This is a genomic window from Lutibacter profundi (assembly GCF_001543325.1).
Classification (GTDB): Bacteria; Bacteroidota; Bacteroidia; order Flavobacteriales; family Flavobacteriaceae; genus Lutibacter; species Lutibacter profundi.
Map to the genome: position 1 here is coordinate 990,523 of NZ_CP013355.1, position 15,367 is coordinate 1,005,889.

General features: G+C 30.4%; 9 protein-coding genes. 1 reads left to right on the forward strand and 8 read right to left on the reverse strand.

Going from position 1 to position 15,367, the window contains the following annotated elements; all coding sequences use genetic code 11:
• Positions 1–14 precede the first annotated feature (14 nt).
• A complete protein-coding gene (locus tag Lupro_RS04370; RefSeq protein WP_068206626.1) occupies positions 15–1,388 on the reverse strand; it encodes a TlpA family protein disulfide reductase in 1,374 nt (457 codons plus the stop codon).
• Between the two features lie 134 nt (positions 1,389–1,522).
• Between Lupro_RS04370 and hutH the strand changes: the two genes are divergently transcribed.
• Positions 1,523–3,031 (forward strand): histidine ammonia-lyase, encoded by a 1,509-nt coding sequence (gene hutH, locus Lupro_RS04375; protein ID WP_068206628.1) that lies wholly within the window; start codon positions 1,523–1,525, stop codon positions 3,029–3,031.
• A 350-nt stretch (positions 3,032–3,381) separates the two neighbouring features.
• On the opposite strand, the gene Lupro_RS04380 is transcribed toward hutH, so the two are convergent.
• The 7 genes from Lupro_RS04380 to rplL all read right to left on the reverse strand — a co-directional run bounded on the left by Lupro_RS04380 (position 3,382) and on the right by rplL (position 15,352).
• Positions 3,382–3,975, reverse strand: a complete 594-nt coding sequence (locus Lupro_RS04380) for a peroxiredoxin-like family protein (RefSeq protein ID WP_068206629.1) — start codon at positions 3,973–3,975, stop codon at positions 3,382–3,384.
• Positions 3,976–4,034: 59 nt separating this feature from the next.
• The gene (locus tag Lupro_RS04385) at positions 4,035–4,355 is read right to left on the reverse strand and encodes an Mpo1-like protein (protein WP_068206631.1); all 321 of its coding nucleotides are present in this window, start codon (positions 4,353–4,355) and stop codon (positions 4,035–4,037) included.
• A gap of 97 nt (positions 4,356–4,452) precedes the next feature.
• A complete protein-coding gene (locus Lupro_RS04390; RefSeq protein WP_068206633.1) occupies positions 4,453–6,258 on the reverse strand; it encodes a TonB-dependent receptor in 1,806 nt (601 codons plus the stop codon).
• Positions 6,259–6,363: 105 nt separating this feature from the next.
• Positions 6,364–6,678 (reverse strand): DUF3467 domain-containing protein, encoded by a 315-nt coding sequence (locus tag Lupro_RS04395; protein ID WP_068206635.1) that lies wholly within the window; start codon positions 6,676–6,678, stop codon positions 6,364–6,366.
• A gap of 2 nt (positions 6,679–6,680) precedes the next feature.
• A complete protein-coding gene (gene rpoC / locus Lupro_RS04400) occupies positions 6,681–10,955 on the reverse strand; it encodes a DNA-directed RNA polymerase subunit beta' (protein WP_068206637.1) in 4,275 nt (1,424 codons plus the stop codon).
• 86 nt (positions 10,956–11,041) lie between these two features.
• Positions 11,042–14,857 (reverse strand): DNA-directed RNA polymerase subunit beta, encoded by a 3,816-nt coding sequence (rpoB, locus tag Lupro_RS04405; protein ID WP_068206639.1) that lies wholly within the window; start codon positions 14,855–14,857, stop codon positions 11,042–11,044.
• A 120-nt stretch (positions 14,858–14,977) separates the two neighbouring features.
• Positions 14,978–15,352 (reverse strand): 50S ribosomal protein L7/L12, encoded by a 375-nt coding sequence (rplL, locus tag Lupro_RS04410; protein ID WP_068206641.1) that lies wholly within the window; start codon positions 15,350–15,352, stop codon positions 14,978–14,980.
• Between the last annotated feature and the right edge of the window lie 15 nt (positions 15,353–15,367).

Below are 15,367 nucleotides of genomic sequence, written 5' to 3' on the forward strand. Positions count from 1 at the left end.
TTTTGTTTTTGTTATTATTCTATTTTTAATTCGTTAAATAAATCAATTAGTTTACTATTAGACGGTCTTGGTGCATTAGAGTTTACAATTTTCCCTTCGGGATCTATTAAAATAAATCTTGGAATCCCTTTAATTGAATATTCTTTTACAAAATTAGAGTTCCAATCTTTATCCGAGAATAATTGAATTCCTTTTAACTCTTTTTCTTTCACCATTTTTTGCCACTTATCATGGTCAGCAGCCTTGTCAACAGAAATACTCACAAATTCAATATTCTTATTGCGATATTTACCTTCAAGTTCTTTTAAAAATGGTATTTCTCTCTTACAAGGGCCACACCATGTTGCCCAAACATCAACATAAACAAACTTACCTCTTAAATCTTCTAACGATGTAGTTCCTCCAGCAAAATTTTCATAATTTTCAAATTTTGGAGAAGGCTCTCCTTTTGCTACTGTTTTTAATTTCTTATAACTTTCTGTTATTTGTTTATTATTTTCAATATTCGTGGAATTTGAAATAAAGGTTTTATAAAATGTTTCTAAGTCATCTGTATATGTAATTCCATACCTAGCCTTATCAAAAAGCAAACTGTTTTTTATTGTTTCATTGGGTATTATTCCAACTATTTTTAAAAAAGCAATGTCTACAGAAATACTATCTCTTTCAGCAAGTTCTCTAGCTTTTTTGTAATTATTTGATCCAATTAAGTTTTTATAATCAGAAGAATACATAAAATCTTCTTCATTTGTAAAATCAAGGTTCTCCAAATCAATTAAAAAGTCATCTGAAATTTTAAATTCTGGCATTTTCGCATAATGCGCATGATACATTTCATAAATATTTAACTTGTTTAGATAAGCATAATTAATATTTCTTAATTCCTTTATTTTAAAATCATCAGAAATACCTTTTTCAGCTTTAATTAGTTTTTCTAAAGCAGTTTTAAGTTTATTAAATCTTGTTCTATAATCATTTTCTCCCAATAAATAAACTTCAGTCCCAGATCCTATTATTTGTTTTTCTACTTTTTCTTTTGCTAATAAATAATTATTGACTGCTGATCCTTTTCCAGATAAAGTTAGTGTATTTTCAAAATCATTTGTATCAAAAGAAATATTGATATTATTACCTTTTTCTAGGTACAATAACACCCTATTTTTCCCGTCAAAAAGTATATATGTATTTGTATTTAAAAAAAGAGTATCTGAAAAACTACCGTCATCAGCAACTCTAATTACTTCTTTAATAGATTTATCTCTACTATTTAAGGTAAGTTCTTTACTTTTATTTGTAATTTTACCATGAACAACAACATAATCTACAGGTGTTTCTTGCTTGCAAGAAATCACTGTAATTATAGTAATAATTACCAATATTCTATTCATTTATATAGTTGTTTTTCATTATAATTCACCAAAGATAAAATTTATTATTCAATTAACTTATTTCAACTTTACTTTAACAAATAATTTGCATATCTTGATATGTTTGTAGAATTTTACACCTCAAAAATTTGACCATGAGTAACACACATTTTATTGATTCAAAAATTGTAGATTTTAACCTTTTAAATGAGATAGTTTTTCAGGGGAAAAAATTAAAACTTTCAAAAGAAGCTATTACAAAGATTGAAAATTGCCGTACTTACTTAGATGAAAAAATAACAAATAACACCTCGCCTATTTATGGAATAAATACTGGATTTGGATCTTTATGTAATGTGAAAATTGACAATGATAATCTGCAAAAATTACAAGAAAACTTGGTGATGAGCCATGCATGTGGAACAGGAAGTATTGTGCCAAAAAGTATTGTTAAACTAATGCTTTTTCTTAAAATTCAGTCTTTAAGTTACGGTCATTCTGGTGTACAACTAAAAACTGTTAATCGCTTAATTGATTTTTATAATAATAATATTATCCCTGTTGTTTATACCCAAGGATCTTTAGGAGCATCGGGAGATTTAGCTCCGCTAGCTCACTTAGCATTACCACTAATTGGGAAAGGCGAGGTTTATTTTAATAATGAATTAATTTCAGGCGAAGAAATTTTAAAGAAATTTAATTGGGAGATTATCAAGCTAAAATCAAAAGAAGGTTTAGCTCTTTTAAATGGTACCCAATTTATGAACGCATATGGTGTTTCTTTAATTTTAAAATCTTATAAACTATCCTATTTAGCTGACTTGATAGGAACTATTTCTTTGGAAGCATTTGATGGAAGAATAGAGCCTTTTAATGAATTAATCCATTTTATTAGACCTCACAATGGACAAATAAAGACTGCCAGAAGAATAAATGAATTTTTAAAGGAAAGCAAACTAATTAACCAACCTAAAGAGCATGTGCAAGATCCGTATTCTTTTAGATGTATGCCTCAGGTTCATGGCGCAACCAAAGATGCTTTAGCATTTTGTAAAAAAACATTTTTAACTGAAATTAATTCAGTAACCGACAATCCAAATATTTTTGTTGAAGCTGACAAAATAATTTCAGGAGGTAATTTTCATGGACAACCTTTAGCTTTAGCTTTTGATTTTTTAAGTATAGCAATGGCTGAACTGGGAAATATCTCTGAAAGAAGAACTTTTCAACTTGTTTCAGGTTTAAGAGGTTTACCGCCATTTTTAGTAAAAAACCCTGGGTTAAACAGTGGTTTTATGATTCCTCAATATACTGCGGCTAGTATTGTAAGTCAAAACAAGCAGTTGGCTACCCCTGCTTCAATTGACTCAATAGTTTCAAGTAATGGACAAGAAGACCATGTAAGTATGGGAGCAAATGCAGCTACAAAGGCAAAACAAATTGTTGATAATATTGAAACTATTTTGGCTATTGAATTATTGAATGCTTCACAAGCAATTTATTTTAGAGCTCCTAAAAAATCATCGCCTTTTATAGAATCATTTTTAAAACAGTATAAAAGCGAAGTTGCCTTTATAGAAAATGATACAGTTTTAAATTTAGAAATAAAGAAAACAATCCAATTTTTACAAAACTTAACCATTGATACTGAAGAGTTATTTTAACAATTAAATAAAAAAAGCGATAGGTTAACCTATCGCTTCTAATTCAAATAATTTATAACGCTTTTTCAAATCTTATATACCAAATCTTCTTTTACTATTCCAAGTTACACTTTTTGTATTTCTAAAATCGACTACATTTAGTCTTCTTTTACTATCCTGATTTTTAATTTTTTTACTTACTTTCATAACAGTATGTATTAGTTGTTAATTTACAGTGCAAAAGTACAACATTTTTAAGTTTCAATCCTATTTTTTATTAAATATTTAATAAAATATTAACATTATATCACTAAACATATGTATTATTGACAATACAAGACTTAATAATTAGCATATATGCAAATTCAAGGCTATTCTATTTTGTTTAAGATTTCAGTTAAATTAGCTCTTTTTTTATAGTCGGAATCATAATGAACATAACTTATTCTATGGTTTTTATCTATCATGTAAGTAGCTGGCACAGGTAGTACATTATTTTCTTTTTCATTATATTCACGAACTCTTTTGAGGGTAAATTCAAAATATTTAGGAACATTCTCTTTAGTAACTTTAAAAGCTACTTTATAATCATTCATAATTTTATTATTAAAATCATGAATGATTGAAAACTTGGAATTAAATTTACTTGTAGTTTCTTTAATCTTTTCAACTTTTTCAGGAGTAACTACAATAACAAATACTCCATTTTTTATAAATTTTTCTAGATTCTCCTGTAAACTAGCTAAATGCTTTTTACAATATGGACACCAATTACCCCTATAAAACAGTAATAATATTTTTTTGTTTTGTAAAATTTTATTGGAATTAATTTCAGAATTAAATTGATCAATCCCTCTAATTACAGGTGCTTTATCTCCAACTTTTAAATAATTATTATCTATTTGTGATGAAGCTTCAACTACAAATAATAACTGAAAAAGTGTTATAAATACAATTCTTATCATACTGTTTAATTTTTAGTTTTTAATACAGTCGTAAAAAAGCATTTGTAATTACAAAACCTTCAATCTTTTTCAGAATTTAATGTTATTTTTCCTGAAAAAAATTCAAAATACATTTTAAAATCAGATCGTAAACTCCACAATGGATACTTAAATGTGGCTGGTTTATTTTTTTCAAAAAAGAAGTGGCCAACCCAAGCAAATCCATAACCTACAATTGGAACAAATAATAGCCAATAGGGATTTAAATATAGAACAGCGGTTAAAGTCATAGCCAAAACAAAAGTTGTTCCTATAATATGTAATAATCTACAAATTTTATTACTGTGTTGTTTTAAATAAAAAGGGTAGAACTCTTCAAATGTTTTTATTCTTTCTTCCATAAAACTACTTTTAAAAATTCCAATTTACAATTAATAATTTACTTTTTATTTACGGTAATTAAAATTTAATGCTTTGTGTATTTTTAACTATTTACATTTAATATATAGCATATTTTGCACTAAACATAATATTTCCTTTTGGCATTGGCACTAAATTAGTTTCTGTATAAATAGTATTGAAGATGTTATTAGCTACTACAGAAAATTCAATATTGTTTTTAATACTTACCAAAAATTTTGCATCTACAACACTATAACTCACTCCATCCGTTCTCTCAACATATTTATAAGATATATTTTGACTTAGGGTGGCATTTAATTTAAAATGAATGTTTGAATTGAATTGATGCTTTATACTATTTAAAGAATAGCGTGTAAATTGTACATTATTGTCTTTAATATTATCTTCAATAAAACTATAACTCATCGTTATTTTTTGATAATACTTTCTAATTTTAAAATTATAATTAATTGTGGTTTCAAACCCTTGTGTTAGTACTTCACTAAAGTTTCTCGTCTCCCATTTATCTTCCTCATTTTCCTTAGTCCAATCAATTAAGTTATCTGATGTCCTTTTAAAAAGAGCAACATTAAATTGTACTTTTGTAGTTGTATATTTAAATCCTAGTTCTTCTGACAAAGCAGACTCAGGCTTTAGGTTTTTATTTCCTTGAGTTGTAGGTCCAATATAAAACATATCTGTAAACGTAGGTACTCTATAAGTATATCCAATATTTCCATATAACTTAAATTTTTCAGATATACGATAACCTATGTCAATACCTGGGAAAATATTTGTTTTAAAATCAGAATAATAACTTATTGAAAAGCCCGGTGTTACATCTACTATATCATTAAATAATTCAAACCGTTGTTCTAAAAAACCTGTAATGGCTGTACGGTTATGATTACCTAAATTATTACTAACTAAAAATGTTCTTGACACATCAATTCCTATACCTGTTTTCCCAAAATTAGAATTAAAAACCATACTCGTTTCAGCTCCAATTTTATTAGAGATATGTAAATTCCTAAAATAGGATGGATTTTCACGCAAAAACAAATACATATCTTGATTTCTTCTCCAATATAATTTTGGTTTTAGTATAAAGTTTTTCAATTTATAAGAGGAAGACACACCAACTAGGCTCGTTTGTGTTTCTTCATACTGATTTTTAAAATTCGGACTTGCGTAAAATCCATTTGCACCAAATTTTCGTTGGGTAAATGAAGTTATTAAACTATATTTTTTAAAGTTTGATTTAAAAAAGACTGAGGTATTTTCAAAATCTGTATTAAATCTATATCCATCAGATTTTTGATAATTAAGCACTAAAAAAGTAACTCCATTTTTAAATTTTTGGCTTAATGAAGTAATTGTTTTTTTATTATTATAGGAGCCATATCCCATACTTAAATTTAAAGCATCATTTGTTATTTTTTTAGTAACAATGTTTATTGCGCCCGTAAAGGCATTTTGACCATAAATACGAGCTGCTGGCCCTTTAATAATTTCTATTCTTTCTATACTCTCTAGTGGTAAAATTGCATTCATAGTATGATGCCCTGTCTGAATATCATCCATTTTTATACCATCAATCAACACCAATGTTTGATTAAAATTTCCACCTCTTATATATAAATCAGACTGCATACCATCAATTCCTCTACGTCTAACATCAATTCCTGCGACAGTTTGCAGTAAATCTTCAATGTTTTTTGCTGAAGATTCAATTATATCATTAGCTCTAATAAGAGTAATTGTACGGGATGTTTTAGAAAAAGGCAAAGAAATTCTATTTGATGTAATAGAAACCTCTTTTAATTTAATGGTGTCTTTTTGTGCATTTATTGAAATACTAAAAAACAGTAAAACAACACTTAATTTATAAATTGTTTTCATTCATTTAATTTCTTAATTATAAAGCGGCAAATCTAAAAATAAGATTTAATGTAGCATACTATTTTAACAAAAAAGAGCCGAACAAATGTTCGACTCTTTAACTTTTTATGCTTCTCCAGTGGGTCCAAAATTCATTGGTATTGGAGGCTGTTCATAATCTTTTATTTCTCCATGACTTTTCTCAAATCTTTTTACATTTTCAGCGAGTGCTTTTACTAACCTCTTTGCATGTTGAGGCGTTAAAATTATTCTCGATTTAACTTTCGCCTTCGGTTGCCCTGGCATAACACTAACAAAATCAACAATAAATTCAGATACTGAATGATTAATAATGGCCAAATTTGCATATATCCCTTCGGCTATTTTTTCATCTAGTTCAATATTAATTTGTCCCTCGTTTTTAGATTTTTGATCACTCATAATTATAAACTTGATTCCATTTCTTCTTTTGAGCCTACAATAATATTATCGTATTCTCTCATACCTGTACCTGCTGGAATTCGTTTACCAACAATTACATTTTCTTTCAATCCTTCCAATGTATCAACTTTACCACTAACAGCAGCTTCATTTAATACTTTAGTTGTTTCTTGGAACGATGCCGCAGAAATAAATGATTTAGTTTGTAAAGAAGCTCTAGTAATACCTTGTAAAATTTGCTCAGCCGTTGCTGGTTTAGCATCTCTAGCTTCAACTAAATTTTTATCTTCTCTTCGCAATACAGAATTTTCATCGCGTAATTGACGAGAGCTAATTATTTGACCTTCTTTTAAATTCTCAGAATCTCCTGCATTCTCAACAACTTTCATTCCATAAATTTTATCATTTTCTTGAATAAAATCGTTTTTATGAATCAATTGATTTTCTAAAAATAATGTATCTCCAGAATCTATAATTTTAACCTTACGCATCATTTGACGAACTACAACTTCAAAATGCTTGTCGTTAATTTTCACCCCTTGCAAACGATATACTTCTTGAATTTCATTTACTAAATACTCTTGAACCTTACCTGGCCCTTGAATATTTAAGATGTCGTTTGGTGTAACAGCTCCTTCTGATAAAGGCATCCCTGCTTTGATAAAATCATTTTCTTGAACCAAAATTTGATTAGAAAGTTTAATTAAATATTTTTTAATCTCTCCTAATTTAGATTCTACAATAATTTCTCGATTTCCACGCTTAATTTTTCCAAAAGAAACGACTCCGTCAATTTCAGAAACAACAGCAGGGTTAGATGGGTTACGTGCTTCAAATAATTCTGTTACACGTGGTAAACCTCCCGTAATATCACCAGATCTTCCTGATTTACGAGGTATTTTAACGATTACCTTACCTGATACAATTTTTTCACCATCTTCAACAATTAAATGTGCACCTACTGGTAAGTTATAAGATCTAATCACGTTATCATTGTCATCCATCACTAATAGTGTTGGAATCGTTTTTTTGTTTTTAGATTCAATAATAACCATTTCTTGGAAACCTGTTTGCTCATCAATTTCAACAAGATAGTTAATACCAACTTCAATATTTTCAAACTGTATTGTTCCCGCAAATTCTGAAACAATTACTCCATTAAATGGATCCCATTTACAAATTATATCGTCTTTTTTAAGTTTTTGACCATTTTTAACAAAAATAGTTGAACCGTAAGGGATATTATTTGTACTAAGAATTAAACCAGTTTTTTCATCAACAACTTTAATTTCAGATGTTCTAGAAATTACAATATTAATACTTTTCCCATCATTATCAGTTCCTTTAACCGTTCTTAAATCATCAATTACAGCTTTTCCGGCAAACTTAGTTTGCAAGTTATTGTCTTCTGAAATATTACCAGCAACACCCCCAACGTGGAATGTTCTAAGTGTTAACTGTGTACCAGGCTCACCAATGGATTGTGCTGCCACAACTCCAACAGCTTCACCCTTTTGTACCATTTTTTTGGTTGATAAACTATGACCGTAACATTTTGCACAAATACCTTTTTTAGCTTCGCATGTTAATGCAGAACGTACTTCCACTCCGTTTATAGGTGAATTTTCAATACGTTTTGCTATTTCTTCAGAAATTTCATCACCAGAATTAACCAATATTTCTTCCGTAATAGGATCAACAACATCATGTAAAGATACACGTCCTTCAATTCTTTCGCTTAAAGTCTCAACAATTTCATCATTCTTTTTAAGTGGTTGTACTATTAACCCTCTTAATGTACCACAATCATCTTCATTAATAATAACATCTTGTGAAACATCAACTAATCTACGTGTTAAATAACCTGCATCTGCAGTTTTTAATGCTGTATCGGCTAAACCTTTACGTGCACCGTGAGTTGAAATAAAATACTCTAAAATTGATAAACCTTCTTTAAAGTTTGATAAAATTGGATTTTCAATAATTTCACCACCACTAGATGTAGATTTTTTAGGTTTTGCCATTAATCCACGCATACCTGTTAACTGGCGAATTTGTTCTTTAGAACCCCTTGCACCTGAGTCTAACATCATAAATACCGAATTAAATCCTTGTTGATCTTCACGTAAACGTTTCATTGAAAGTTCAGTTAAACGATTATTTGTAGATCCCCAAATATCAATTACTTGGTTATAACGTTCCTTATTAGTTAGCATACCCATATTATAGTTTACCATAATATTGTCAACCTGTGCATTTGCTTCAGCAATCATTGTATACTTCTCTGGTGGAATGATAATATCTCCCAAACTAAATGATAAACCTCCTTTAAATGCAAAGGTATATCCCATAGATTTCATTGCATCTAAAAACTTCCCTGTAGTTGGAACATCTGTTACTTTTAATACTTTTCCAATAATATCTCTCAAAGATTTTTTAGTAAGTACTTCATTAATATAACCTGCTTCAATTGGAACAACTTCATTAAATAACACTCTACCAACTGTAGTTTCAATTATTTGGTTAACAAGTTCACCTTTTTCATTAAAATCTTTTGTTCTTACTTTAATTCTTGCATTTAAATCAACTTGATTTTCATTAAAAGCAATAGTAACTTCTTGCGGAGAATAAAAAGTTAACCCTTCTCCTTTTACGTGATATTCAGGAGTAGATTTTCTTTCCTTGGTCATATAATACAATCCCAACACCATATCTTGAGATGGTACCGTAATTGGTGCTCCGTTTGCTGGATTTAAAATATTATGAGAGCCTAACATTAATAACTGACACTCTAAAATAGCTTCAGGCCCTAATGGTAAATGTACTGCCATTTGGTCACCATCAAAATCGGCATTAAATGCTGTACAGGCCAATGGGTGTAATTGTATGGCTTTTCCTTCAATTAATTTTGGTTGAAAAGCTTGAATACCTAAACGGTGTAATGTAGGAGCCCGGTTAAGTAATACAGGATGTCCTTTTAAAACATTTTCTAAAATATCCCATACAACCGGTTCTCTTTTATCTATAATTTTCTTTGCAGATTTAACTGTTTTTACAATTCCTCTTTCTATTAATTTTCGAATTACAAAAGGTTTATAAAGTTCTGCAGCCATATCTTTTGGAATACCACATTCAGATAACTTTAACTCTGGACCTACAACAATTACAGAACGCGCAGAATAATCTACACGTTTACCTAGTAAGTTCTGACGAAAACGCCCTTGCTTTCCTTTTAACGAATCTGATAAAGATTTTAGTGGTCTATTAGATTCTGTTTTAACTGCTGAGGATTTACGTGTATTATCAAATAATGAATCTACTGATTCTTGTAACATACGCTTTTCATTACGTAAAATTACTTCAGGAGCTTTAATTTCAACCAATCTTTTTAAACGATTGTTACGTATAATAACTCTTCGGTACAAATCATTCAAATCTGATGTTGCAAATCTACCACCATCTAAAGGTACTAATGGGCGTAATTCTGGTGGAGTTACCGGTATTACTTTCATTATCATCCATTCTGGACGATTTTCTCTATTTTTATTGGCATCTCTAAATGCTTGAACAACATTTAACCTTTTTAATGCTTCTGTTTTACGTTGTTTAGATGTTTCAGTATTTGCTTTGTGTCTCAACTCATAAGATAATTCATCTAAGTCAATACGATTGAATAAATCAATTAAACAAGCTGCCCCCATTTTAGCTATAAACTTATCAGGATCATTATCATCTAAGTATTGATTTTCAGGTGGAAAACTTTCAAGAATATCTAAATATTCCTCTTCTGTTAAGAAATCCATTTTTTGCAATGGTTCCCCTTCTGAATTTGTTGCTCCAGCTGGTTGAATTACTACATAACGTTCGTAGTAAATAATCATATCTAACTTTTTAGACGGTAACCCTAACAGATACCCCATTTTATTAGGTAGTGATTTAAAATACCAAATGTGAGCTACAGGAACCACCAAGTTAATATGTCCTACTCTATCTCTTCGAACTTTCTTTTCGGTTACTTCAACACCACAACGGTCACAAACTATTCCTTTGTAACGAATTCTCTTGTATTTCCCACAAGCACATTCATAATCTTTTATTGGTCCAAAAATACGTTCGCAAAATAATCCATCTCTTTCAGGTTTATGTGTGCGGTAATTAATAGTTTCAGGTTTTAACACTTCTCCTCTTGATTTCTCTAGAATTGCTTCTGGAGATGCTAAACCAATTGAAATTTTGTTAAATTTTTTTACAGTGTATTTCTCGTTTTTTCTTGCCATAATATAATGATGGATTCGAATTTTAAAAATGTAAAAATATAATGAATAGTTAGGAGGAAAAACCTCCTAACTATATATTTTAGTTATTATTCTTCTAATCTAACGTCTAATCCAAGGCCTCTAAGCTCGTGCATTAATACGTTAAATGACTCTGGTAAACCTGGTTCTGGCATTGGATCTCCTTTAACAATAGCTTCATATGTTTTAGCTCTTCCTAAAACATCATCCGATTTTACTGTCAAAATTTCACGTAAAGTACTTGATGCCCCATAAGCTTCAAGTGCCCAAACTTCCATTTCTCCAAAACGTTGACCTCCAAATTGTGCTTTACCACCAAGTGGTTGTTGCGTAATTAATGAATAAGGACCTATTGAACGTGCGTGCATTTTATCATCAATCATATGACCTAATTTAATCATATAAATAACACCAACTGTGGCTTTTTGATCAAATCGTTCCCCTGTTCCTCCATCATATAAGTATGTGTGTCCATATTGTGGTACTCCTGCTTCATCAGTTAGTTTATCAATTTCATCAATAGTTGCACCATCAAAAATAGGTGTTGCAAACTTTTGTCCCGTTTTTTGACCTGCCCATCCAAGAACAGTTTCATAAATCTGTCCAATATTCATACGTGATGGTACACCTAATGGATTTAATACAATATCAACTGGAGTTCCATCTTCTAAGAAAGGCATGTCTTCTTGACGAACAATACGGGCAACAATACCTTTGTTACCATGTCGTCCTGCCATTTTATCACCTACTTTTAATTTACGTTTTTTAGCAACGTATACTTTTGCTAATTTTAAAATTCCTGCAGGTAACTCATCACCAACTGAAACTGTAAATTTTTCACGTCTTAAACCTCCTTGTAAGTCATTCACTTTAATTTTGTAGTTGTGAATTAATTCAACAACTAATTTATTAAGATGACTATCCGTAGTCCAAGTACCTTTCGTTAAATAGGCAAAATCTGGAACAGAATTTAACATTTTTAAAGTATACTTTTTCCCTTTTTGAAGTATTTCCTCTCCTAAATCGTTTAATACTCCCTGCGAAGTTTTTCCACTTATTAGTGAAAACAATTTATCTGTTAATACAGAACGTAATTCTTCAAATTTCGCAGTATATTTACTCTCTAAGTTGGCAATGCTAATTTTATCTTGTGCTCGTTTAGATTTATCTTTTACGGCACGTTCAAATAATTTTTTATCTATAACAATACCTCTTAGTGATGGTGAAGCTTTTAAAGAAGCATCTTTCACATCACCTGCTTTATCCCCAAAAATAGCTCTTAGTAATTTTTCTTCTGGTGTAGGATCAGATTCTCCTTTTGGTGTAATTTTACCAATTAAAATATCTCCTGGTTTTACTTCGGCACCAATACGAATCATTCCATTTTCATCTAAATCTTTTGTAGCTTCTTCTGAAACATTTGGAATATCATTTGTTAATTCTTCAGCACCTAATTTAGTATCTCTAACATCCATTGAATATTCATCAATATGAATAGATGTAAAGATATCTTCTTTTACAACTTTTTCAGAAATTACAATTGCATCTTCAAAGTTATATCCTTTCCAAGGCATAAAGGCAACTTTCATATTTCTACCTAGTGCTAATTCACCGTTTTGTGTAGCATACCCTTCACAAAGCACCTGCCCTTTTTCAACTCTATCTCCTTTTTTAACAATAGGTTTTAAGTTAATTGAAGTTCCTTGGTTTGTTTTTCTAAACTTAATTAAATTGTATGTTTTACTATCTCCATCAAAACTTACAATACGATCTTCATCAGTTCTGTCATATTTAATTTCAATGGTATTTGCATCAACATATTTTACCAAACCAGCTCCTTCTGCATTCATTAATATTCGAGAATCTTTTGCTACTCTACGTTCTAAACCAGTACCAACAATTGGAGATTCTGGTTTCATTAAAGGTACAGCTTGACGCATCATATTTGACCCCATCAATGCACGGTTGGCATCATCATGCTCTAAAAACGGAATTAATGAAGCTGATATTGACGCGATTTGATTTGGTGCCACATCCATATAATTAACCTTTGTAGGCTCAACTACCGGATAGTCAGCTTCTTCACGAACGATTACTTTTTCTTCAGTAAATTTTCCATTTTCATCTAAAGGAAGATTAGATTGTGCAAATTTCTTTCCTTCTTCTTCTTCAGCACTAAGATACTTTGGTTTGTTAACAGTGTCTACAATACCTTTATTAACTTCTCTATAAGGAGTTTCTATAAATCCTAAATTATTCACTTTTGCAAAAACTGCCAAAGATGAAATTAAACCAATATTTGGTCCCTCAGGAGTTTCAATTGGGCATAAACGACCATAATGTGTATAGTGAACATCACGCACCTCAAACCCAGCTCTTTCTCTAGATAAGCCTCCAGGGCCTAAAGCTGATAATCTTCTTTTATGTGTAATCTCAGCCAATGGATTTGTTTGATCCATAAATTGAGATAGCTGATTTGTTCCAAAAAATGAGTTTATAACAGATGATAATGTCTTCGCATTAATCAAATCTATAGGTGTAAACACCTCATTATCACGCACATTCATACGTTCACGTATAGTACGAGCCATACGAGATAAACCTACGCCAAATTGACTTGCTAATTGCTCTCCAACTGTACGTACACGACGGTTAGATAAATGATCAATATCATCTACTTCAGCTTTAGAGTTTACCAGTTTTATCAAGTTTTTGATAATGGTAATAATATCTAATTTTGTTAAAACTTTTTGATTGATATCTTCATTCAGGTTTAACTTTTTGTTCATTCTATAACGTCCAACCTCACCTAAGTTATAACGTTGTTCAGAAAAGAATAATTTGTCTATAATACCTTTTGCCGTTTCAAAATCTGGCGGTTCAGCATTACGCAATTGCCTGTAGATGTGTTCAACAGCTTCTTTTTCGGAGTTTGTTGGATCTTTCTGTAGCGTATTATGAATAATTGCATAATCTGCCATTTCGTTATTCTCTTTATGAAGCAAAATGGTTTTAGAACCAGACTCAATAATTTCTTCAATTTGGTCTTTTTCTAAAATTGTATCTCTATCTAATACAATTTCATTTCTTTCAATAGAAACAACTTCACCGGTATCTTCATCAACAAAGTCTTCAAACCAAGTTTTTAATACACGTGCTGCTAATTTTCTGCCTAAAACTTTTTTAAGTCCACTTTTTGAAACCTTCACTTCTTCTGCAAGATCAAAAATTTCAAGAATGTCTTTATCTCTTTCGTAACCAATAGCTCTAAATAGCGTAGTTACAGGTAATTTTTTCTTTCTATCAATGTAAGCATACATTACTTGATTGATATCTGTTGCAAACTCAATCCAAGAACCCTTAAAAGGAATTACTCTTGCTGAATATAATTTTGTTCCGTTTGCGTGGAACGACTGTCCAAAAAATACTCCTGGTGAACGATGCAATTGAGAAACAACAACTCTTTCTGCTCCATTAATACAAAAAGTACCACTGTGAGTCATATAAGGAATTGTACCAAGATAAACATCTTGTACTATTGTTTCAAAATCTTCATGTTCTGGATCTGTACAGTATAATTTTAGACGTGCTTTTAAAGGAACACAGTAGGTTAAACCTCTTTCTATACATTCTTGGATAGAATATCTAGGAGGATCTACAAAATAATCTATAAACTCTAGTACAAAATTGTTTCGAGTATCAGTAATTGGGAAGTTGTCAAGGAAGGTTTTATATAATCCTTCGGTACTTCGTTCGTCAGCTTTGGTTTTAAGTTGGAAAAAATCTTGAAATGATTTCACTTGAATATCTAGAAAATCTGGATATTCCATTACCAATTTTGCTGATGCAAAGTTTATTCTTTCGGTGAATTTTTTTGTGGCCAATGGACAAAAACTTTAGGTTAAAAAACTATTAAAATATAAGAACGAATATATACGCAAAATGGTTTAGGTCTAAGGATTGCACCTAAGACCTAAACCTTAAATTGTTTAGCGATTGAAAGCTTACTTAAGCTCAACCTCTGCTCCTGCTTCTTCTAATGACGCTTTTAATCCTTCAGCTTCATCTTTAGATATACCTTCTTTAATTGGTGCTGGTGCGCTATCTACAATCCCTTTAGCTTCTTTTAATCCTAAACCAGTTAATTCTTTAACCAATTTAACAACTGCTAATTTAGATTGACCTGCTGCTTTTAAAATTACGTCGAATTCAGTTTGTTCTTCAGCTGCATCTTCTCCACCAGCTGCTGGTCCTGCAACTGCAACTGCTGCTGCTGCTGGTTCAATACCATATTCGTCTTTTAAAATATTAGCTAACTCATTTACTTCTTTTACTGTTAAGTTAACAAGTTGTTCTGCGAAATCTTTTAAATCTGCCATTTCTCTTTGTTTAAT

Excerpts from the sequence above, each read along its gene's own strand:
- Lupro_RS04380 (WP_068206629.1), bottom strand. The coding sequence starts at position 3,975 with ATGATAAGAATTGTATTTATAACACTTTTTCAGTTATTATTTGTAGTT.
- rpoC (WP_068206637.1), bottom strand. The coding sequence starts at position 10,955 with ATGGCAAGAAAAAACGAGAAATACACTGTAAAAAAATTTAACAAAATT.
- Lupro_RS04385 (WP_068206631.1), bottom strand. The coding sequence starts at position 4,355 with ATGGAAGAAAGAATAAAAACATTTGAAGAGTTCTACCCTTTTTATTTA.
- Lupro_RS04395 (WP_068206635.1), bottom strand. The coding sequence starts at position 6,678 with ATGAGTGATCAAAAATCTAAAAACGAGGGACAAATTAATATTGAACTA.
- Lupro_RS04370 (WP_068206626.1), bottom strand. The coding sequence starts at position 1,388 with ATGAATAGAATATTGGTAATTATTACTATAATTACAGTGATTTCTTGC.
- hutH (WP_068206628.1), top strand. The coding sequence starts at position 1,523 with ATGAGTAACACACATTTTATTGATTCAAAAATTGTAGATTTTAACCTT.
- Lupro_RS04390 (WP_068206633.1), bottom strand. The coding sequence starts at position 6,258 with ATGAAAACAATTTATAAATTAAGTGTTGTTTTACTGTTTTTTAGTATT.
- rplL (WP_068206641.1), bottom strand. The coding sequence starts at position 15,352 with ATGGCAGATTTAAAAGATTTCGCAGAACAACTTGTTAACTTAACAGTA.